The sequence below is a fragment of the Uliginosibacterium gangwonense DSM 18521 genome, assembly GCF_000373965.1.
GTDB classification, from domain to species: domain Bacteria; phylum Pseudomonadota; class Gammaproteobacteria; order Burkholderiales; family Rhodocyclaceae; genus Uliginosibacterium; species Uliginosibacterium gangwonense.
In genome coordinates this window covers 1-21,704 of sequence record NZ_KB892847.1, presented here as the reverse complement: position 1 = coordinate 21,704, position 21,704 = coordinate 1, and the positions used below count along the sequence as shown (strand labels likewise).

At 50.7% G+C, this 21,704-nt stretch carries 14 protein-coding genes; 6 read left to right on the top strand and 8 right to left on the bottom strand.

The window, feature by feature from the left end:
• The first annotated feature begins 8 nt into the window (after positions 1 to 8).
• Positions 9 to 638 carry a TetR/AcrR family transcriptional regulator gene (locus tag B145_RS0113350; protein WP_026259119.1) on the top strand — a complete coding sequence of 210 codons (630 nt, stop codon included), beginning with the start codon at positions 9 to 11 and terminating at the stop codon, positions 636 to 638.
• 255 nt (positions 639 to 893) lie between these two features.
• On the opposite strand, the gene B145_RS29355 is transcribed toward B145_RS0113350, so the two are convergent.
• Positions 894 to 989, bottom strand: a complete 96-nt coding sequence (locus tag B145_RS29355; protein WP_281167671.1) for a tautomerase family protein — start codon at positions 987 to 989, stop codon at positions 894 to 896.
• A 292-nt stretch (positions 990 to 1,281) separates the two neighbouring features.
• On the opposite strand from B145_RS29355, the gene B145_RS25600 reads away from it, so the two are divergent.
• Positions 1,282 to 2,694 carry a sensor histidine kinase gene (locus tag B145_RS25600; RefSeq protein ID WP_018607975.1) on the top strand — a complete coding sequence of 471 codons (1,413 nt, stop codon included), beginning with the start codon at positions 1,282 to 1,284 and terminating at the stop codon, positions 2,692 to 2,694.
• Positions 2,691 to 5,147, top strand: a complete 2,457-nt coding sequence (locus B145_RS0113340; protein ID WP_018607973.1) for a two-component system response regulator — start codon at positions 2,691 to 2,693, stop codon at positions 5,145 to 5,147. The genes B145_RS25600 and B145_RS0113340 overlap by 4 nt, the downstream gene beginning before the upstream one ends.
• Positions 5,148 to 5,232: 85 nt before the next feature.
• Here B145_RS0113340 and B145_RS0113335 read toward each other — a convergent pair whose 3' ends face one another.
• Both B145_RS0113335 and B145_RS0113330 read right to left on the bottom strand, forming a co-directional pair.
• Positions 5,233 to 5,835, bottom strand: a complete 603-nt coding sequence (locus tag B145_RS0113335) for a response regulator transcription factor (RefSeq protein WP_018607971.1) — start codon at positions 5,833 to 5,835, stop codon at positions 5,233 to 5,235.
• Positions 5,832 to 7,340 (bottom strand): sensor histidine kinase, encoded by a 1,509-nt coding sequence (locus B145_RS0113330; protein WP_169558555.1) that lies wholly within the window; start codon positions 7,338 to 7,340, stop codon positions 5,832 to 5,834. The genes B145_RS0113335 and B145_RS0113330 overlap by 4 nt, the downstream gene beginning before the upstream one ends.
• A gap of 564 nt (positions 7,341 to 7,904) precedes the next feature.
• On the opposite strand from B145_RS0113330, the gene B145_RS0113325 reads away from it, so the two are divergent.
• The 3 genes from B145_RS0113325 to B145_RS29350 all read left to right on the top strand — a co-directional run bounded on the left by B145_RS0113325 (position 7,905) and on the right by B145_RS29350 (position 11,246).
• The gene (locus B145_RS0113325) at positions 7,905 to 8,915 is read left to right on the top strand and encodes a TRAP transporter substrate-binding protein (protein ID WP_018607967.1); all 1,011 of its coding nucleotides are present in this window, start codon (positions 7,905 to 7,907) and stop codon (positions 8,913 to 8,915) included.
• Positions 8,916 to 9,003: 88 nt separating this feature from the next.
• Positions 9,004 to 9,570 carry a TRAP transporter small permease gene (locus B145_RS0113320; RefSeq protein WP_033407219.1) on the top strand — a complete coding sequence of 189 codons (567 nt, stop codon included), beginning with the start codon at positions 9,004 to 9,006 and terminating at the stop codon, positions 9,568 to 9,570.
• On the top strand, positions 9,567 to 11,246 hold the full coding sequence (locus tag B145_RS29350) for a TRAP transporter large permease (protein ID WP_018607963.1): 1,680 nt from the start codon (positions 9,567 to 9,569) through the stop codon (positions 11,244 to 11,246). Before B145_RS0113320 ends, B145_RS29350 begins: the two co-directional genes overlap by 4 nt.
• Positions 11,247 to 12,090: 844 nt before the next feature.
• Here the strand turns inward: B145_RS29350 and B145_RS27000 are convergent.
• The 5 genes from B145_RS27000 to B145_RS28130 form a co-directional block, all read right to left on the bottom strand.
• Entirely contained in the window at positions 12,091 to 12,396 is a 306-nt protein-coding gene (locus B145_RS27000; RefSeq protein WP_018607961.1) for an REP-associated tyrosine transposase, read from the bottom strand.
• 268 nt (positions 12,397 to 12,664) lie between these two features.
• A complete protein-coding gene (locus B145_RS28655; protein ID WP_157288413.1) occupies positions 12,665 to 12,910 on the bottom strand; it encodes a hypothetical protein in 246 nt (81 codons plus the stop codon).
• Positions 12,911 to 13,476: 566 nt separating this feature from the next.
• Complete coding sequence (locus tag B145_RS0113305) at positions 13,477 to 17,673, bottom strand: RHS repeat-associated core domain-containing protein (protein WP_425425593.1); 4,197 nt, start codon at positions 17,671 to 17,673, stop codon at positions 13,477 to 13,479.
• Between the two features lie 687 nt (positions 17,674 to 18,360).
• Positions 18,361 to 18,957 (bottom strand): hypothetical protein, encoded by a 597-nt coding sequence (locus tag B145_RS0113300; RefSeq protein WP_018607958.1) that lies wholly within the window; start codon positions 18,955 to 18,957, stop codon positions 18,361 to 18,363.
• A gap of 59 nt (positions 18,958 to 19,016) precedes the next feature.
• Positions 19,017 to 20,885 carry an Ig-like domain-containing protein gene (locus tag B145_RS28130; protein WP_425425592.1) on the bottom strand — a complete coding sequence of 623 codons (1,869 nt, stop codon included), beginning with the start codon at positions 20,883 to 20,885 and terminating at the stop codon, positions 19,017 to 19,019.
• Positions 20,886 to 21,704 lie beyond the last annotated feature (819 nt).

Here is a 21,704-nt window from a genome sequence, read left to right as displayed (position 1 = left end):
AGCCGTCCGTGAGCAGAAGCCGACTGACCACTAACCCAAGAAAAACCCCGGTGCAAGCACGTTCTCGTGCCACCGTTGATGCGATTATCCAAGCCGCTACTTACATTTTGACCGAAGTCGGATGGGAAGGACTTACGACGAACGCCGTCGCCGAGCGTGCTGGCGTCAATATCGGGTCGCTCTACCAGTTTTTTCCTAACAAGGAGGCTGTAATTGCCGAATTGCAGCGACGGCACGCAGTGGCAACCCGTACGGAGTTGCACAAAACTCTGGGGCTTTTACCAAAACAACCGTCCCTTCGAGAAGCACTCACCGTAATCAGCGAAATGCTCATCGTTGAGCACCGGGTCGCTCCCGCCGTTCACAAGGCCATCACGGAAGAGTTGCCGCGCACGCTACGATGCATGCCAGAGGAGAAAAAGGACCTTCGAAGACAAATGCTGGAGTCTCTGAAGCCATTCATGAGGAACGTGCCCGACCCAGACTTTGCAATCTACATCATGAGCATTGCAGCCGAAGCAATCATCCACAACGTCACCGCCGAACAACCAGCGTTGCTTGATAATCCACGCCTGATTACAGAAATTGTTGCAATGTTTGAGAATTATCTTTGCCGACCGAAGGCGACTGAATGTTGATACGTCGGTATGATTGTGTGGATTGCTAAGGGAGTGACGGGAAAACGGCATATTGCCATCCGATTTCCGGTATAGGGCCAACGACCGCTCAGGCCGACGCTGAGTCTACGAAAACAGTGAAGCCTGTCGCTCTGTCTGATCCTCAACGTACGGATCACGGCCAAAGCGAACAGTCAGCCGTAGCATTAAGAATGACAGCAAAATCACTGACTGCGGCCGCTTAAGCGCAATGAGACCCAGTATGTGGCCTGTGAATCAAGTCAGGTACTGGGCAACGCCGCTGCCAAACGACCAATTCATTTTTTTGCCCTCGACCAGGTTGATGAAAACATCCTCCTGTCGAACGTCTATGTCGGCAAAGAAAGCGGCCGTTCAGATTCGCTACATCGCTCTATAGGCGGGTATCTTATGGTGGCACTATCAAAAAAACATTCAAAATAAAAATGATTTGCAATCGTATTAGGAAGAAACTAGAACGAATTTCTTCTTACTATTTAGTGAATAAATCATTTTATTCCCGTTAAGTTAAAGTGGGATTAATTTAAGCTCTGTAGAGTCCGGACTGCAGCCAATATGCTAGCAAAGCTGCCTCATGTGCTTAACGCAGGTAAGTTTCAGCGTGCCCCCACCAAGAGCCTTGTCTATGCCTGAAGCTGCGCCTTTTCTGCCTGATAGCGATTCGTTCCGCAAAGTTGTTGAATGGGCTCCGAACGCTATGGTTCTCGTTGATGAGACTGGACACATAGTATTAGCCAACGCGCAGGCCGAACGGGTGTTCGGCTATAACCGTGAAGAGTTGCTCGGTCAGCTTATTGAAAACCTTGTTCCAGAACGATTTGCGGGAAAGCATCCAGGCTTCCGCAAAGGATTCTCCGCTGATCCACATCCACGCCCCATGGGTATTGGCCGCGATCTGTTCGCGCGGCGCCGAGATGGAAGCGAATTTCCCGTTGAGATCGGGTTGACTCCAATCGAGTCAGATAATCGTTTCATGGTGTTAGCCTCAATTGTAGATATTACTGAACGAAAACGTTTGGAAGAACGTTTTCGTCGTGTCGTGGAATATGCCCCCAGTGCAATGGTTATGGTCGATAGCAGTGGCCGCATTATTCTGGTAAATGCGCAAACCGAGCAGCTCTTCGGTTTTCTACGTAGTGCCTTGATTGGCGAACCAATCGAGATGCTGGTTCCGAAACGATTGGGCCACGAACACGTACATTACCGCAATGGCTTTTTCAAAACCCCCCTACCCCGTCCAATGGGTGTCGGGCGTGATCTGTTTGCTTTACGCGCGGATGGAACCGAGTTTCCTGTCGAAATAGGTCTGAACCCTATTGAAACTGACGAGGGTGTAATGACCCTTGCATCCATTGTTGATATTACGGAACGCCGACGGGCACAGCAGAAACTGGAAAAAGCGTTGGAGGAAAAAACCGTCCTTCTCAACGAAGTTCACCATCGGGTTAAAAACAACTTACAAGTTATTGCCAGCCTGCTCAACCTGCAAGCAACGCATGCTGGTGATGAAAAACTGCGTTCCATTCTGAGTGAAAGTCAGAGCCGCGTCCGGGCAATGGCACTAACCCACCAACTGCTGTACGAGCGTAAGGACTATTCGCGCATAGATCTTGGTGAATATCTGGAGCGTCTCGCCCAACTGTTGTTCAGTAGCTATCGTGAGGAAAGCGTATACGTCACCTTGCGTTGCGTCTTGCCATCCCCACCGCAATTTCTTGATTTTGATCGTGCGATCCCTTGTGGCTTGATCGTCAATGAGTTGGTGACCAACGCTTTCAAGCACGCCTTCCCGGGAGGACGGTCTGGAGAGGTTTGTATTGAGCTGCATCAGAACGAAAATGAACTGGAATTAGTGGTTGCCGACAATGGCGTTGGCTTACCGGCGGTCTTCAACTTAGCCAGTGTGAAATCACTTGGCTTACAACTCGTACCGCTGTTGGCCGATCAACTGAAAGGCTCCATCTCAATAGTCTCAACACCGCAGACACGTTTTTCCCTCTATTTTCCCGTGGATACATACCCAAGGGGGCCGTCATGAATGCTTCTTCCCCGATCAATTTAATGCTGGTTGAAGACGAACGGATTGTCGCCTTCGATCTGAAGAACCAGCTACAATCGTTTGGCTATCATGTCAGTGCCATGGTGGGAAGCGGTGAACAAGCAGTAGCCTGCGTTGCCCAGGTAGCACCAGACCTAGTCCTGATGGATATTCACCTTGAAGGACGCATGGATGGAGTTGAGGCCGCAACTCAAATCCAGTTGCATCACCAGATTCCCGTCATCTACCTAACGGCCTTTGCCGAAGACGATACGCTACGTCGTGCGCTAGACAGCAAACCCTTCGGCTATCTGGTCAAACCTTGGGATGTACGCGAATTGCACGCTTCGATCCAGATGGCTTTGGCCCGGCGTGATGTGGAAATCGCCGTCGAAAATAGCGAACATCGCCTCAAACTAGCGCTTGACGCAGCATCGCTTGGCGTCTTCGAATGGCTGCCAAAGACAAATCGAATGCATGGAGACGGCCATCTTGGCGCACTGTTCGGAGAGCGGCATGTTCCCCTGGATGAGTCCTGGGAGGTTTTTACCGATCGTGTCAATGCTGATGATCGGGAGCATGTTGTAGCAGCGCTGAACGAAGCAATCTCCTGCGGAGAAGCCTTGCGTATCGAATTCCGGACAGTACGCTCCAACGGTGGTCCCCATTTTCTGGAGGCTACGCTCAAGGCCTACTCTAGCAGCAGTAACGAACGCAGGATCATCGGTATCCTGCAGGACATCACCTCGCGTCGCCACACCGAGGACAGTCTGCGCCAATCCAGTGTGGTCTTCCATACAGCTGCAGAAGCCATCGTTATCGCTAATGCAGACCTTGGTGTTGTTGCCATCAACGCATCATTTACGCGCATCACAGGTTACAGTGAGAACGAAGCCCTAGGTTTTGATACTGACATTCTGCTGGGCATTCAGCGACCCGGGCGTCACAGCAAATTATTTTTTTCAGAACTCGCAGCCAGCAGCGATGGTTATTGGCAAGGGGAAGTCATCTGTCAGCGACGCAGCGGGGAGCATTTTCCCGCTTGGCAAAGTTTAAGTGTCGTTCGTAATGCTCAAGGTAACATAAGTAACTTTGTGATCGCCTTCTCTGATGTTAGTGAAATTCATGTCGTTGAAGAACGGTTGAACCATTTGGCGCACCACGATCCTTTAACCGGATTACCTAATCGACTGCTCTTTGACGACCGGCTCAATCAAATGATCGAAGTAGCTCGACGTCAACAGAAGTCCTGCATGCTACTTTTTTTAGATCTAGACAGTTTCAAAGTCGTAAATGACACGCTTGGTCATGGAATGGGGGATGAGTTATTAAGAACCATTGCTGAACGTTTGCGTGAAAACTTGAGAAGTGTCGATACGGTTGCGCGCCTGGGGGGAGATGAATTCGTGATTCTCTCTGGTGGAACAGAAAAAAAGCATGCAGCAGACTTAGCTCAGAAAATTCTAAATATGGTTCGTCTGCCTGTGAATCTGAATAATCAGAAAATCACGGTTTCAGGCAGCATCGGCATTGCAATCTACCCAGATGATGGAAGCAATAGTCATTTTTTAATGCGGGCTGCAGATATCGCCATGTATGCGGCCAAATCAGCCGGCCGCAATCGATACTCTTTCTATTCCCTGGACATGGCGGAGCACAACAATGAGCGGCTAACCTTGGAGCAGGGATTGCGTAGCGCTATCGAAGAAAATCAGCTCAGCGTTCTTTACCAACCGCAAGTAGACTTGGACGACGGACGAATTTTTGGTGTTGAGGCATTAGTTCGTTGGAAGCACCCTGAACTGGGCGAGATTCCGCCTGGCCGCTTCATTCCGATTGCTGAGGAAAGCGGGGTTATCGATAGCCTCGGACGTTGGGTTCTTGAGCGCGCGTGCCGAGATATTGTGGGCCTAACCGATTCGTCTGGGCTGCAATTGCGTTTGGCAGTCAACGTTTCAGCGCTTGAATTCCGACGTGACGACTTCATAGCTACGGTGTGTGAAATCATCACACAAACACACTTCCCCGCAAACGCGTTGGAGCTAGAAATAACGGAAAGCACTCTGCAAACTATCGATCGCAGCGTTCAGATTCTTTGCGATCTGAAGCAACTTGGAATCGCAACCAGTATTGATGATTTTGGTACAGGTTACTCTTCGCTCAGCGTTTTACGCGATTTACCCATTGATCGTATTAAGATAGATCGATCTTTCATTCAGTACCTACCAGAAAAAACTGATGGAATCTCTATTATTAGGGCGATTGTTGCACTTGCTATGTCACTCAATATGAAAATCATTGTTGAGGGCATTGAACAGCCAGAGCAGGCGTCTCTTCTGCGAGAACTTGGTTGCATGGCGGGTCAGGGTTATCTGTTCAGTCGTCCTATTGACTACACGACCTTGGCTCAATTACTTGTAGACAATACGAAAATACCTGATATAGCTCGATAATCAGCATGTAGAAAATTGATGGGCTTACCACAAGACCAACGGTGAACGTTACCGAGACATATCAGATCAAAGCCTATCTCGACAATCACTTCTGTCCAGCAGTTCGTCGGGCCAATTCAACTGCGGAGCGGACCCCCATTTTCTCAAAAACACTTGCTCGATGAACTTCCACGGTCCGCACCGTAATCAGTAATTCGTCAGCTATGACTTTGTTTTGCTTACCGTCGAGGATTTTTTCCATGACTTCCAGCTCTCTTGGACTCAGACTTGCAAGACAATGATTCAGGAGGGCCTGCGCTTGCAGCTGTTCGATTCGATGAGCCTCCTGCTCCAGCGCTTCACGTACTGTACGTAACAGGGTTTCCCGGTCAAAGGGTTTTTCCAGAAAGTGCATTGCCCCTTGCCGTAAAACCTCCACGGCCATCGGCACATCACCATGCCCTGTCAGGAAAATAACCGGGCTTTGACAGCCTCTTTCACGTAGCAGCGTAAAACACTCAGGGCCTGTCATGCCTGTCATACGGGCGTCAAGCAATATGGAAGAATGCATATCAGGATGCCAATAAGACAAAAAGTCTTCAGCATTCGGCCACAGGCGGGTCGCTATTCCATTATTTCGGAGCAAGAACTGGATAGCGTCGCGCACAGCTTCATCGTCATCCACGATATGTACAGTAGTAGCACTCACTGTTTTCTCACTTTAGGTAATGCGATGTAAAATGTTGTGCCACCTTCTGCGCCATTCTCGAATGACATTCTTCCACGATGCCACTCGATAATACTTCGGCAGATATTCAACCCCATGCCCATCCCCTCTGGCTTGGTGGTAAAGAGTGGGGCAAAGAGTTTCTGTGCCACCTCTAGTGAAACGCCTGTGCCATGGTCTTTGACGCCAAGGATCACCAAGTCTGCCTCGGTCGTGATTGTTACCTCCAGTTCACGCTGCGCAGGCAGTGTAGTTTCCATTGCATCCATACCATTTCGCATGAGGTTGACCACGACCTGCTCGAGCAGCGTTCCATCTCCGTCTATAATGACAGGTGCGTCAGGCAGGATCATCAACATCCGCACGCCTCGCTGACGCGCCAGTGGCTCCAGCAAAGTTGCCGCACCATTGACCACCGTGATCAGATCGGCATGCCCCTCTTTGGGTTCACGACGCCGGACGTAGTCTTGAATGTGATGAATGATATTTCCCGCGCGTTCGGATTGCTGGGCAATTTTATTCAGTGCATCCATCAATTCTGATCTGGGCAGAATATCATTCTCCATTCCGCACAGACATCCATGGGCATATGCTGAAACAGCTGCCAGGGGCTGATTGATTTCGTGTGCCAGTGTGGAAGCAAGTTCCCCCACCGCTACAAGACGCGCTGTTGCCTGCAAACGCTCTTGCTGTACGCGGAAAAACTCCTCTTCGAGTTTGCGGTTGGTAATGTCCACGATTGAGCCCATCCAACCGGTATGCATGCCATTTTCGTCAATCAGTGGTGCCTCATAAATCAGGGCATCAAAACGCTGCCCGTTACGTCGCTGAAACCGCAATTCAATAGCTTGATGGGAAAGCTCGCCGCGTATGACTCTTTCATGAAAAATACGGGTTTTATCCAATTCCTCTGGTGCCCAATACGGCATGGGTGGTACTTGTCCAAGCAATTCACTCTCGCTCCAGCCGACAATCTGGCAAAACGCGGGATTAACGTATGTGATACGGCCAGAAAGATCGCGGGCGCGCAAGCCCGTATGTAGAGAGTCTTCCATCGCTCGCCGGAAGCAGGATTCCCTGCGCAACGCCTGCTCTGCAGCCTGCCTTCGTAGAGAGTGTTGCCACAGCCCAATCAAGCATCCGAGCAATGCAATGGCCAATACGGCCATGGAGGTTGTGAAGATCAGGGGAACAGCCCGGGTAGATGTGCGATATGCATCCAGCCTTAAACTCAAACCGCCTCCCGGAGGATCAAAAGCAACTTCATAACTCAGGTCGGGATTGGTAGCGGCGACCCGGGATTTGCTGGCAATTTCCTGACTTTCTGCATTCAGCACGCTCAAACGATAGCGCTGTGAAAACCACCACGGCACTTCCTGATACAGCAATTTATCGATTGGGAAAACCGCCACAACATAGCCGATCAAACGCTGACCGTCGTTACCCGGTACGGCAATCAGTAATTGCTGGCTACCGGACTCATCCACAAACGGCCCGGCATATACAGGCTTGGCAAAAGCACGAACCTTTTTCAAAACATTCCGCAAAGCTGCTGACCCCGCTGCATTGTCAAGACGGGAGCTTGCGGGTAGGGAACCCAGCATTTGCAGATCTCTGTCAAACCAAAGCAGTTGCTCCAGCCCCGATTCATGTCCCAGCGCTTGATTGGCATGAGCCGTCAAGGCGGGTCCAGGATGAGGGCTGATGGGTAGTTGCACGGCCAGATATGCCAAGGTGGCTTCATTGCGTTCAAGATGGAAACGCAGGCTTTGCTCCAGCCAAAGCACGTCGGAAATCAGTGTCGAGCGCTGCTCGGCCTGATCCTGCCTGAGCGTGAACACAACAAACCCCACTGCTCCGCCGATCAGGCATACGGCGGCAATGAGGGTTGCCCGCCAGAACCATGGCGTAGCAGGGGGCGTTTTTACAAATGAAAAACGAATCAAAACTGTGGGTTCCCACAATGGTTGATATGGATCAACTCATTTATAACTCATCTTAGACCCGACACCAATAGTCAGGGCGATCCCTAATAGAGAGGAGTTGAGACAATGAACCGCCGTATCTTTACCAAGGCCATTCTGGCCGCATGTGTTTGCCTGGGTGCTTTGCCTACGTGGGCTGATCAACCTATCGTTATCAAATTCAGCCATGTCGTCGCCCCCGACACCCCCAAGGGGAAAGCCGCCGAACGGTTCAAGCAGTTAGCCGAAGAGCGCACCAAAGGGCGAGTCAAGGTTGAGGTTTATCCCAACAGTCAGCTCTACAAAGATAAGGAGGAGCTTGAAGCCTTGCAACTGGGGTCCGTGCAAATGCTGGCCCCATCCTTGGCGAAATTCGGCCCGTTAGGCGTCAAGGAATTCGAGGTTTTTGATCTGCCTTTCATCTTCAAAGATCAGGCAGCTTTCCGTGCCGTCACCGATGGGCCGGTCGGCGCGGGCCTGCTGCGTAAGCTCGAACCCAAGGGAATCACTGGTCTGGTCTATTTGGATAATGGTTTCCATATCATGAGTGCAAACAAACCATTGCATCATGTGGCGGACTTCAAAGGGTTGAAGATGCGCATCCAGTCTTCCAAGGTACTGGAAGCACAGATGCGTGCCCTGGGGGCATTGCCGCAGGTCATGGCTTTCTCTGAGCTGTACCAGGCCCTGCAATCCGGGGTTGTGGATGGGACGGAAGGTGTACCCTCCAATTTCTGGACACAGAAAATCTATGAGGTGCAAAAGCACATCACCTTATCCAATCACGGCCACCTGGCCTATGCCGTGATTGTCAACAAACCCTTCTGGGATGGTTTGCCTGCGGACATCCGCACGACGCTGGAAGGTGCCATGCGTGACGCCGCAAAATATTCCAATGAAATAGCCGCGTCTGACAACACGAGCGCACTCGAAAAAATCAAGGCTTCTGGCAAAACCACCATCTACACACCTACTGCAGAAGAAATCAATGAGTGGAAAAAGGCACTTATGCCGGTTCACAAGGAAATGGAAGGCCGAGTAGGTAAAGACATTATTCAGGCGGTCTACAAAGCCACCGGCTTTGTTGCACCTAAATAGTCTTTCACAACTTGATTGTTGGCCGCAGCACTGTTTCAACTGCTGAGACAGTGCTGTGCTCATGAACAATCCTTCGGCGGAAATCTTCATGCTGAACAAATGTCTTGATCATCTTGAGGAATGGCTGATTGCTTTCCTCATGGGGAGCGCCACGCTCCTGATTTTTGTGGCCGTCACGCATCGTTACCTCTCCGCGGTTCCAGGAGTTCAGGATCTGATGCTGAAAGTCAATTTGAGCTGGGCTCAAGAAGCCTGTATCTATATGTTTGTGTGGATGGCCAAGTTTGGCGCAGCATACGGCGTGCGTACCGGCATCCATGTGGGTGTCGATGTCTTGATCCGCAAACTGCCTGAAAAGCAACGCAAGATCATGGTGCTCTTCGGCCTCCTGGCAGGCGCACTGTTTACAGGGGTCGTCGCCTATCTGGGTGGCAACTTCGTCTGGAAGATTGCCCATACAGATCAAACCTCCGCCGATCTGGAATTGCCCATGTGGCTCGTCTATCTCTGCGTGCCCTGCGGTTCTTCCCTGATGTGCTATCGCTTTCTCCAAGTAGCCTGGAATTTCTCGCGCACGGGTGAGCTGCCGCATCACGATCACGCTGCTGTTGGTGGCATCGAAGAAGATTCTGTCGAGGGGAGCCCAGCCAAATGAACGCATTCATCATTTTCGGCCTACTCATCGCATTGATGCTCACAGGCATGCCGATCTCGATTTCTCTGGGTCTGACTGTACTCACGTTCTTGTTTACCATGACTCAGGTGCCGATTGAATCTGTGGCGCTGAAATTGTTTACCGGGATCGAGAAATTCGAAATCATGTCGATTCCGTTCTTCATTCTGGCAGGCAACTTCCTCACCCATGGGGGCGTGGCGCGGCGCATGATCACCTTTGCCTCGTCTTTGGTCGGACACTGGCATGGTGGACTTGGGCTGGCAGGGGTTTTTGCGTGCGCACTGTTCGCTGCCGTATCAGGCTCCAGCCCGGCTACGGTTGTTGCAATTGGTGCTATCTTGCTTCCCGCAATGGTCAAAGCGGGCTTCCCCAAGCAATTCGGCGCCGGCGTCATTACAACATCTGGGGCGCTGGGAATCCTAATCCCTCCCTCCATCTGTATGGTGATGTACTCAGTTGCTACCAGTACCTCCGTAGGCACCTTGTTTATGGCCGGGATCATCCCGGGGCTGGTGCTGGCGTTTCTGCTTGGTATGACCACTTGGTATCGCGCACGCAAATACAATTACCCGCGTACAACCCTGTTCCCAGGACGTGAAGGATTGCGGGCAACAATCGCCTGTATGTTCGGTGTCTTTTATGCGCTCGTATTTAGCATACTGCCACCTTTAGTGGTTGGAACACTGATCTTGGGCATCATGCCAAGCAGTGGAATGGCCTATTTCATCAGCACTCTGGTATGGGTCGTGCTGGCGCCCTGGACTACGCGCAACAAATGGATCACCCGAGTAGTCTATATTGCGATGATTGTCATTGGCATTCCCATCGCTCTGTCCATCGGCATGCTTGAGTTCTTCCCTAACCTGCCCCCTATCCAGGCGAGCTTTATTCCGGTTTGTTTAACAATAGGGTGGCTGACGCTGATTCAGGCTTGCGGTCAATACACCAATATTTCTCCAACATTCAAGTTTGAGCTGGTGTGGGAATCTCTCGCCGTCTGGCGTGCCTATTGGGATAGCATCTGGGGACTACTACTCGTCGTGGTTGTTGTCGGGGGGATATATACCGGCCTTTTCACGCCGACCGAAGCAGCCGCAATGAGCGCAGTCTATGCATTCGTTATTGCGGTGTTTGTCTACAAAGACCTCAAGCTACGGGATGTCCCGCGCGTACTGCTTTCATCGGCAAACATGAGTGCAATGCTGCTCTACATCATTACCAACGCAGTCATGTTCTCATTCATCATGGCCAATGAGAACATTCCCCAGATTCTGGCTGAATGGTTGTTGAACAACGGATTGGGGCCAATCAGCTTCCTTCTGGCGGTCAATATCCTGTTGCTGCTTGCTGGCAATGTGATGGAGCCCTCCTCAATCGTGTTGATCATGGCACCTATCCTGTTTCCTGTTGCCACCAAACTGGGAATCAACCCGATTCACTTTGGCATCCTGATCACAGTGAACATGGAAGTCGGCATGTGTCACCCACCTGTTGGCTTGAACATGTATGTGGCCTCCGGGGTCGCCAAGATGGGTATTACCGAACTGACCATAGCAGTCTGGCCGTGGCTGCTGACTATGTTAGGTTTCCTCCTGATGGTCACCTACTGGCCCGGACTGAGCCTGTGGCTACCCAATTTGCTTGGCATGCACTGAGCACCACCCGACGTGCCGGTATATTCATATTCCATCACCTGTATGTGCATGAGGGTATTCTCCAACCAGTTCCTTTTTACCGCAATTATGTGTGTTGCCCACTGTGGTGGCGCCTTAGGATGAGCGAGTAGAACAATGAAATCAAGTAAAAATGCCATAGAAATCACAGGCTGTACCCAGAAAAACAGTACAGACTCTAAAGATCGACGCTCTGGATGAAGGGAATGGCAAGCTGATCATTTCGATATTTATATAACCGTATATAGAACCAACACAGCCGCTCGCCGATAACGTGACATGTCATGATAAAGATATCAACGCGTTTGCAATGCATCACCACATCAAAATCGCCCCCCCGCAAATACAATCGACGGAGGCAACGTAGGGTTTGCATGCACAGCATGCGAACACGTGACGATCGATAAAGCACCGGCCGTCGCAGAAGAAACACCATCAAACACTCGACATTTCCTGATCAACGCCACGAACGCGTGCGCAACAACTTGCGCACCCTACACGGCTGTGAACAGGCCCTAGTAACTCATTGCCAGTAGGATCCAGCAGCCTCGACCGTTATTTGTCCGCAAGCCTTGGGCCATTTCACCGCCTCAGAAACTCAGGCCACCTTAAACCATTTGCTCAAGGCGCACCCAGGCGCCGATTCTCGTAGCGACAGACCATCGGCATATGCGTGTTTGGCAATTTCCGTCGACCTGTCATAGACGATATGCTGATGATATTTCCCAATCGACACCCCGAACGCGTGCGCACCCTACCCGGCTTCATCACGAATCAGACGCACCCAGAAACGGCGTTGCCAAAATCCGGATTCCCGACGCTTGGTTTAGGAAGAAGAGCGTTGTGACGGCACCAGATCAGGAGGCAACGCCGAAGAAGTCAGGCGTTTAATCAGATTCCAGCGCACGCCGAAATCCGCATCGCCTTCGGGCAAAGTCCAGATGCAGTGCAGATGATCGGGTAACAATACCCATGCATCAATCGCAAAAGGATGGGTTTTGCGGGTTATCAAAATGGCAGCACGCAAAGCCGCCCGCACCCGTTCATCCGTCAGCACCGGTCGCCGTCGGAAGCTTACCACCGTGAAAAAGTATGAAGCCCCAGGCACCGTTGCCCGACGATAGCGTGACATACCAGCATGATAAATATGTCAATACGTTTTGCAAAGCACCACCATGTCAAAATCGGTACCAGCACAGACGACCAACGAAGGCACCCGTAGGGTTTGCATGCGTAGCATGCGAACGCGCAATGACCGAGAAAGCACAAGCCATCGTAAAAGAAAGCTCGTCAAACAAGCGACATTTCCCAATCAATGCCACGAACGCTACACGGCTACCCGGCTTTGGCACTTTGATGCCGCCGCAGGTAGGGGCGTCCATATCATTACCCACCCGGTCTCACCATATTGTTAACGAAAGAGATAGAACCATCATGCCGCCAAAAATATTAGCGATCAGTTTTTGGCTTCGTGTATACGGACGAGGCACAAATAATTCAAAATATACAGAAATAGCTGAAGAGATAAAATATATAACAACCCCATACGGATTAAACCGACCAATCAACTTGATAGAAGCATATAAAACAATCACTGCAACAACAAACCAAAAAAAACTTTTATAAATTTTTTGTAGATTTGTCATGAAAAACACATCCAAGAAAAAACAAACGGTTTTAACCTCAAAATGAACCAAAAGTGACCTTAAAAATCATCAGACCCCCCGTTTTAATTTTATAAAGTCTTCCTTTGACTCAGAAGTGACAGCTCCAATAGGGCCTCTTACAAAGAAACGGAAACACATTAAATGGTCTGATCGCTGCACTGCTGTTGACAAAACACCATCACGCATTTTTACACTTCCTTACCTACCGGAGCTTGCAAAATCCGAATCCTTTATTTAAACACACAAACCACATGGTATTAACAATGCCAGATCACATGCAAGGCTCTTACAAACCGGTTCACACTCATCTCCTTTCACAACGTTGTAAGGGCAACATCTCGAAATTAACCTTCATGCACAGGCGCCTGACAGGCAAAGCCTGTCAGGCGCCGACCAAGTCTATAAGGAGTGGGGTTATAAACGCCAACACATACCATAAAATTTAATACCTCACAGCTTATATCATGATGCCATACATTCTATGTAATGAAAGTTTTGAGGCATTAGAAACATCACGAACCCTTAAGAAAAGCAATACTTTTCTTCTATTTAACTTCAGGACAATATTTTTTATGGCAATTTGAAATGCATTGTTTAGTAAGCCTGCTGCTGCCAACCGTTCCACCAGCAGTAAGGCCGGTACAAACTAATTTTCCTTGAAGCGTCGTTGCCGCACCAGCACAGATAGTTCCCAATAGACTACCACCGACTTTAGTCGCTTCATCCGCCACATTACAATCGGCAATACACTGAAGTTCTTCTGGTGTTGGGGGGGGTGGGGGGGGNGGGGGGGGACACGGAACTTTGTGACCAGGATTTCCTGGGGTACTAACAGTTCCACAAAACTCAGCCAATCCAAGCGGATCTGTCTTATTAATAGGATCCCCGCTCACATATGCATAAAGATTCACCCCGCCATTTTCCGCAATCGGATCCCTCGACAGCCATCGTGCCCGTTTGGGATCGTAGGCACGATAGTGGGTGAGGTACAAACCGCTGGTCTGATGCAGGAACATCCCAGCGTACTGGAAGCTTAGGCCATTGCCTGCGCCTTGACCATAGGCATCAAAGTCCGCACTACTGCTGTGGGTACCATCGCTCCAGGCTGTCTGGGTATTGAGAAGCTGGGCATCACGTACCGAGCCAAGATTATCGCGGTTGTAGAAAATGCGCTGATTGCCGGAGAGCCACAATTCACCTTCAGGATAGAAACGCTTGGTCACGGTTTCGTCCTGGGCGCGTTCCTGACAGATTTCTTCACCACACCACAGGTAATGACGTTCAACCGGCGTCGCGCCTGTGTAGGCAGTCTCAATGATGGCGACCCGGCGACTCTGCCCGTCGTAACGGAAGTTGGTCTTTTGGCCTGCAGCAGATTTATAACCAATTTCGATGAGACGGTTCTCGGCGTCCCAATTGTAGGTGTGCTCACCATCGTCCGTCACATTACCCACTGCATCGGTCGTCGTGGCGAGCGCCCCAAAGCTTTGCAAGGCGTTGGTGTTGGCGACGATCAGGTCGGTACTACTGCTTGGGGTGGCGATATTGGTGATGTTGCCCGCCGGATCATAGGTGTAGTCGTGATTGGTATCTACTGCACTGGGTTGAACACTGCCGTTCAGGCTCCAGGTGTTGCGCTGGGTAATCTGACCCAGCACGTTCGTCTGGTATTGGTAGCTACGCACAAGGGCGTCGCTTGGCGCCGTGTGGGTAATGGCTGCGAGACGGCGGTCATCAGTGTTGTCCAGATAACTCCACAAGGTTTTATAGGGTGAATTGGCCACCGTGAGTTGGGTGGGCTGCACCGATTCGCCAAGATAGTCAGTTGAAAATTGCCCCAACGCAGAACTGTGGTTACTCAGGCGACCGAGAAGGTCATAGCTGAAGGTTTCCGTGCTGGTGTCCACTGTACGGGTTTGGATTCTGCCCAGTTCGTCGTAGGTATAGGCGATGTTGGCATTTGCCACAGGACCTTTTTCGGTAGCCATTTTCAAAGCGCCGGGGCTACCTGCAGGCACATAGGTGTAGAGGGTAGTACCCGTGCCATCCGTCATGCTGGTCTGGCGTGGATAGTAATTATCCCACCCCCAACCGACGCCTTTGGTTGCATTGATGGCTTTGGTGTAGTTGATGGCCGTCAGTTGGTTATCTTTAGCATAGGTAAAGACCCGGGTCTGGCCCAACGCATCGATTGTGCTATGCAGGCGGCTGATGCTGTTTTCGTACGCCAGGGTCTGCTGGGTGCCATCGGCAAAGTGCTTGGCCGTGACACGCCCTTGCAAATCGATATCCCATTGGGTGGTATGGCCGTTTGCATCGGTGAGGGTCTTGAGCTGGCCACCCGGGTAATAGGTGTAACTCAAGGAATGCCCCATCGGGTCGGTTTCCTGAACCAGTTGCCGCTCTGCATCGTAGGCGTAGGTAGTGGTTTGGCCGAGACGATCTGTGCGGGAGACAATATCCAGTTTGTCGTAGGTATTGATCTCGCTTGTACCGTCGGGGTATTGAACCTGAGTCAGGCGATCAAGATTATCGTAGGTGTAGCTGAGGGTATAACCTTCGGAATCTGTTAAAGACGCCATCCGCCCAGCCGAGTCGTAGGTATAGCTATTTACAACCTGATTGTTCGGATTGATCTCTGTGAGCAGATTGCCAAGGTTGTCGTACGTGTAGGTGGTGGTCTGGCCCAGAGGGTTGGTGACAGCGACAAGCTGACTCGAACCGTTATAGGTATAGGTCGTTGTTTGACCTGCCGCATCCGTGAAAGTCTGTGGCAGATGCTGGCCGTTATAGGTATAGCTGGCGATTACGTCATAACCCGATGCGGTCACCTGCCGAACCTGCAAGAGATCAATTTGGTTGCCGTCATACACATAGTCGGTCTCACGCCCCAAGGCATCCGTCGTACTGGTGACGTTACCAATCGCGTTGTAGGTTTTCAGCGTTTTCTGGGTGCTGCCATCATCGAGCAGCCTGTAAATGCCATTGGGCTTATCCAGACTCCCGGTGTAGACGCTGCTTGACTGCCCAGGATAGGTGTACCAGATACGGTTTTCGAGCGGAGCTTTGGTGTTTTCGATTACGCCTGATGTTCTGGATGCTCCATTATAGTGGTAAGCATCGTGCGCCCAGTGCGTGATTTTCGCTTTGGTGTAGTCGCTCCCCAAGCCTTGGGCTACGGCATTTTTATCCCAGTAAAAGGTATTCCGATAATTGAACCAACCATTGTAGAGCGCAGGCGATGCTGAAGGTACAGTACCTTCACTGTAGACAAGATTCGCAACTGCATTTGGGTTGAACTCAATACGCTCAGACTGGCCGAGAGGATCGGTAATCACCATCCAGCGATTACGCGGCGTTTGGGCATCATAGTTGGTACTGAATTTTGTCGTGCCATAAGGTGTAGTCATGGACACGATATTTGTAGCGATGTTGTCTAGTGTAATAGTTGTTGGCGCAGTTGTTCCGCCACCAGAGCTACCGCTACCGGCCGTTGGAGTACTTCCGCCCGTGCTCGCACCAGCGGCAGTAGCAACCCCATAGGTAAAACTTGAACTCATGCCCTCTGCATCAGTTATCGAAACGATACGTCCGGCCCAATCATAGGCAATGCTGGCAGTTCTACCATAAGGGTCAGTCCAGCCAGTAATCAAAAGAGAGTTATAGTCATACCCCACATTAGGGGCAAGGGTATTGTTTTTGTACTCCAGTGTCGTCACCAATCCAGCGGCATCGGTGATCGTGCTCAAGCGCAATTGATCGTCGTAGTTTAGTAAAACCGCATTACCTTGTGGGTCAATATACTTAGTCAGAAAAAAACGGCGGGGGGATATTTTGCTGCTATCGGATTTGGCATATACCCAAACACTGCCATCAGCCATACGCCTCTCATAACGCAACCCATCTTTATCGTCAATACGTGCCAGAACAGCCCCCGTACGAGCTTCTGGCTCGAACGTTCCTGTGCTGGAAGCGTAGCTGAAATGAGGACGCCCGCCGCCGCCGGGGAGATAGGTCATTACGTTGAGTCCAAGGTTGGCAGGATCGTCTTGTACCCAAGAAAGCCAGTTATGTGTCCACAAAGGTCCAACGTTTGAGAACGAAAAAAGAGAAGGCTGATCAGAATCAAGCTGGTTATATGAGAGCGCAAAATTAACGGCAGGCCCCTTGGTTGGAGAGCATCCTACCGGCATATCATTAACCTGTAAGCTCACAAGCATAGAAGCCACGGTGTACGTAGGCATGCCTTTTTTTGCACAATTACATCCCACTTCATGTGGGTTGCTGGCGGTGGTTGGCCCTGCCCCTACAATACGATCAGTTTGTGCTTGCGTCGCCGCGAGCCAGTTCCCTGCGGGCAGATGGGATTTTTCTGCAATCAGGAAGTAGCCACTGCTTTGACGTTCCAGAACATCACGGCGCATCCAGAAGTCGCTCTCTTGAGCGGTATCGCGCACAAGGTAGCGTCCATCACGCGCTTCCAAAATGGTGGCGTAGTGGCCAACTTTCCAGTGTACGACGGAAGGTACCGGGATCTGCTCGCTGCCAGTACGTTGAATGATGCGGGTAGAAAAACCTATGCGTTGGGCAAGCTTTTGTACCTGGGTAAAGGAAAGCCCCTTTTTTCCAGCCTTGGCATTAACAAGCGTTTCCAATTGCTGCGGATCGTTTTCTACCTGACGATATAATTCCCCCAGCGCAAATACGCCGCAACGCAAAACCTCTTGTGGCCTTTCGCGCATGGCAAGTGTATCGGCCCGAGCCCGGACGACAGCGCCAATGACAAGCCCCTCACCCGCCCGAGCCTCCGGGGTGTTGAGAAGTTGCATAACCCGCTCGGTATGCCCTAAATGCGTTTCAAGCCCAAGCAATTCGGCCAACGCACGCGATTCAACTTTGTGTTCGACAATGGATTTCGCAGCCCGCGCCAACAGACGAGCTTGCTCAAGCATGCGCAAGGCTTCGGTGTAATCCCCAGCATGCCGGTGTGCCAAGCCCATGTTAAGCCACAGGGATGCAGCCCATGCAGAATGTGGGTGCGCAGTAATCCAGGCTTCAAGCGGCTCAGTCAACACCGCCTCAGTTTGTTGTTGGTAAGCCTGAATGGCTGACAACAGCGAAGCCTGCTCATCTGCGCTATATGGGCCAATAGCCTGCAACGGCTCTTCAAACACTCCGTAGCGTAGAGGATTCTGCAGAGCTACGCTTTGTTGGACAACACTATTGGCAACATTCTGTGAACTTGCGAATGCCGCAGTTACACCCAGTGCCAACACTGCACAGGCAGCAGCCCATTTCAAATTAATTCCCCGGACCATTTTTTCTCCATCGCTTCAACGTTTGCCAACAGCAACCGTTTGAGTGCCATTTATTTTATTCACATACACCCGCCAACTATCTGATTCCAATGGCAGGCAGATCTGTACTGTTCACTTTGGCAGCATACTGTATGGATCTATCGAGCGTACTGCTATGTCCACTGTCCTGCCGTCATCCTTAAGGGCAATTCCATCACTCGTGCGATAAATTCCAGACACATAGTGCCCTTCGCAAAAAGATGCTTCCCCTCGACAAATTACCAATACGCATCCTAGTGCATTCCAATACGCCAAACCATCTTTGTCATCTTCAGCAGGCTTTTCCACCCCACCGCGATGAGGAGCATAGCGCCCCCAATCACCAAGGATAAAAGGTGCCGCTTTTGCTTCTGTCTGGCTAATCAAAACAGTGACAGAACGCTTGCCCTTAACACGGAGCGAGACAAGCTGAATAGCTTTCCAAAATTTTCCATCGCTTGCAGGCAGGCTTTTCCAGTAGCCGTGACTGCGTGCCCACGCAAAAATCTTTTTAGATTGCTGCTCGGTCGCAACACCGTCAATCGTTCCCACGATAAGGTTGTTGTATGGAGCGTCTGCCGGTAGGCCACATTTTTTGGTGCAATCAAAAGGCTTGGCGTAGGCGGGCATGACACACCACGCTCCGATCAGCAGCGACAATACACGTGCGTATTTGATCCAAATTCTCATGCAATTCCTATATATCCAAAAATTTTCAATCCCAGATTAGCCGTTTTACCTGAGCTACATCATTGGCCGTTGCTACTGCCGCTTTTTACATGGATCAAACGACCTGCAGCATCATATTCGTAAGTCGTATCAACAACACCGATAACCGCTACAGTTTCGATCAGCGTATTAGACGTACTTGTTAGGTTATTGGCGTCTCCGCTGTATTTGGCCACGATACTATGACTACCTACCGAAGCATAGTTTGTAGTGATACTGGCCGCCCCACCGGACACTACTGCGGTACCGATCAGCGAATCGTTGTCGTAGAAAGACACAGATCCAGAAGGAGATGCCCCCCGAATTTTGACTTGGTAGGTTACATCTTTCGTCAAAGCAACCGGGTTAGCTGAGCTTAATAAGGAAGTGTCGGTTACCCCTACTTGAACTGTAGCCGTGGAAAACCCGCCCCCCTCGTTGCGTACATCACCTTCATATTCTGCTTTCAGCGTATGCGAACCACTCGGCAAAGCGAGACGGAATGTCTGCCTGCCAGACACCAATGTGGCAGAACTCAGAACAGCATTCCCGCTCGAATCTTGGGAGGCCACTTCACTGATCACAACCGTGCCCGTCGGGGTTTTGCCAGACACCACTACATTCACAATAACAGGTTGGCCATAGACATATTCATCAGCGCTTGTTGTCATTGATACGTCAACCGGAGCCGTAATACCGACTTGTACGCTACCTGTTTCCAAGCCTAGCGGCGTAATCACTACCGAGTAAAGTCCGTTCATTGAGGCACTTGGCACAACCAAAGAACCGCTGGCATTCGTTGAGGCGTCAATGACATTTTGTTGATATAAGGAGCCATCGGGCTGGTATAGAGCAATTGTCCCCATAAACGAAGTGTTGGCCCATTTGAGGGTATAACGCTGGCCTTGCTTGGCCGAGAAACGATAGTATCCTCCCTGACCAACCCGCATGGATGCGTGACTCACAGGATCAGCATTTACTGTCAGCATACTGTTCAGGTAAGAAGACAGAAGCAACTGGGCGGTGGCGCTGATGCCTGAGGACGGCGTCAGCCTGACAATATAATTCCCGCTTACCGGCAAAACAGTCAGAGCGCAACTTCCACCTCCACTTGTAATCGCGTAGCTGCCACAATCTGTCAGGACGGCACTACCATCGGGTTCAATGATGCTGACTGCAACGCCCCCCCCCGAAGACGCACTGGTCAAACCACTGAGTCCCAACCCTAAACGTTGCCCTGCTACACCAGTAAAGATGTAATCATTTCCTTGGTTCTGCGCCAGAGAGACTCCCAACACACCTCCATCAATAGTCAGAGCATTCCCCGCATCAGCAATGGTCCTCAGATTGACCGAACCTGTACTTGTAACAGCGGGGTCAACAAATACTGTATAGATACCGGTAGCGGCCAGATTTCTCATACTCAACACTTTTGTAGAGGTATCGAAATACGTCGAAACCTGAGTGGAGCCATCTGGACGAATAATCGTGACGAGTCCGTTATTGGCAGTAAAGCTACCGCCGAAAATCAAAAGACTTATATCTTGCCCAGCGGTTGCTGCAAAGCTATAACGACCATTCTGTCCAACCCTGGTTGTCGTAAAAGCTTTTGTTACACCATAAGCTAGAGTCCCGGTCACATCGCTAGACAAGGTGGCACTGAAGTTGGCTGTCGCGCCACTATTTGGCGTGATCCGCAGAGAATAGGTCCCACTGCTTGGCAGCGCAGGGATATTGCAGGAACCGCCCCCATTGGATGCGTAGATAGCCCCACAATCTACCAATACTGTACTGTTGTCAGGAGCAAGAACCTTAACCGAGATATTTCCGCCTGATGGACTTGTACTCAAACCACTGATGCCAAGGCCAAGATTTTGGCCTGCATTACCGGTGAAAGTGTAATTCGCCATCGCGTTGACAGAGATATTAACAGTATCCGAATCCACTGACAGGGAACCGGATACCGTTTCGCTTACAGGATCTGTTGTACCAACCTGATTCAGAATTAAGGAAATACTTCCCGTACTAACTCGGTAAGGATCAATGAACACCGAATAAATACCAGAGGTCACAAGATTAGTTAAATTTAGTGTGCTGATATCTGAAGACGACGCACCCATTGAATTGACAGTACTACCGTTTGGCGCATAGACAACAATCTGGGCCGACCCGTTGAAAGTATTATTAAGAGACTGCAGTGTCAGATTTTGTCCAGCAGTCGCTGTAAAGGTGAATCGCCCGTTCTGTCCCGGACGGGTAGTAACAAAATTTGTCTTGCCCCCAGATACCAGCGGACCTGTCACATCGCTTGACAGCGTGAGGTCAAAAGCTGCGGAATACCCGGAGACAGGAACCACACGAACCGCGTACGTGCCATCGGCCGGCAGCGCGGGAAGATTGCAACTACCTCCACCATTCGACGCGTAGAAATTGCTCCCACAGTCGATGAGAACGGTAGAGTTGTCTATCGACAACACCTGCACGTTCACCGACCCATTAGAGGGTGTTGTAACCAGATTGCCAAGACCCAAACCTAAACGCTGTCCNGTTGTACCTGTAAAGGTGTAATCGCCGTTCTGGTTTTGCCCAAGAGACGCAGAAAGGGCACTGCCATCGACAACCAGCCCGTCACCCGTAGCATCCATTTGCAACAGCACATCCGTGGATCCGGTGTTCGCGTATATCGGATCAATAAATACCGTGTACGTACCTGCTGCAGTAAGGTTGGT

What these genes read in the sequence shown, in the direction of transcription:
- B145_RS25600 (WP_018607975.1), top strand. Translation starts at nt 1,282, where the DNA reads ATGCCTGAAGCTGCGCCTTTTCTGCCTGATAGCGATTCGTTCCGCAAA.
- B145_RS0113340 (WP_018607973.1), top strand. Translation starts at nt 2,691, where the DNA reads ATGAATGCTTCTTCCCCGATCAATTTAATGCTGGTTGAAGACGAACGG.
- B145_RS0113325 (WP_018607967.1), top strand. Translation starts at nt 7,905, where the DNA reads ATGAACCGCCGTATCTTTACCAAGGCCATTCTGGCCGCATGTGTTTGC.
- B145_RS0113320 (WP_033407219.1), top strand. Translation starts at nt 9,004, where the DNA reads ATGCTGAACAAATGTCTTGATCATCTTGAGGAATGGCTGATTGCTTTC.
- B145_RS29350 (WP_018607963.1), top strand. Translation starts at nt 9,567, where the DNA reads ATGAACGCATTCATCATTTTCGGCCTACTCATCGCATTGATGCTCACA.
- B145_RS27000 (WP_018607961.1), bottom strand. Translation starts at nt 12,396, where the DNA reads ATGTCACGCTATCGTCGGGCAACGGTGCCTGGGGCTTCATACTTTTTC.
- B145_RS28655 (WP_157288413.1), bottom strand. Translation starts at nt 12,910, where the DNA reads ATGACAAATCTACAAAAAATTTATAAAAGTTTTTTTTGGTTTGTTGTT.
- B145_RS0113300 (WP_018607958.1), bottom strand. Translation starts at nt 18,957, where the DNA reads ATGAGAATTTGGATCAAATACGCACGTGTATTGTCGCTGCTGATCGGA.
- B145_RS28130 (WP_425425592.1), bottom strand. Translation starts at nt 20,885, where the DNA reads ATGGCGAATTACACTTTCACCGGTAATGCAGGCCAAAATCTTGGCCTT.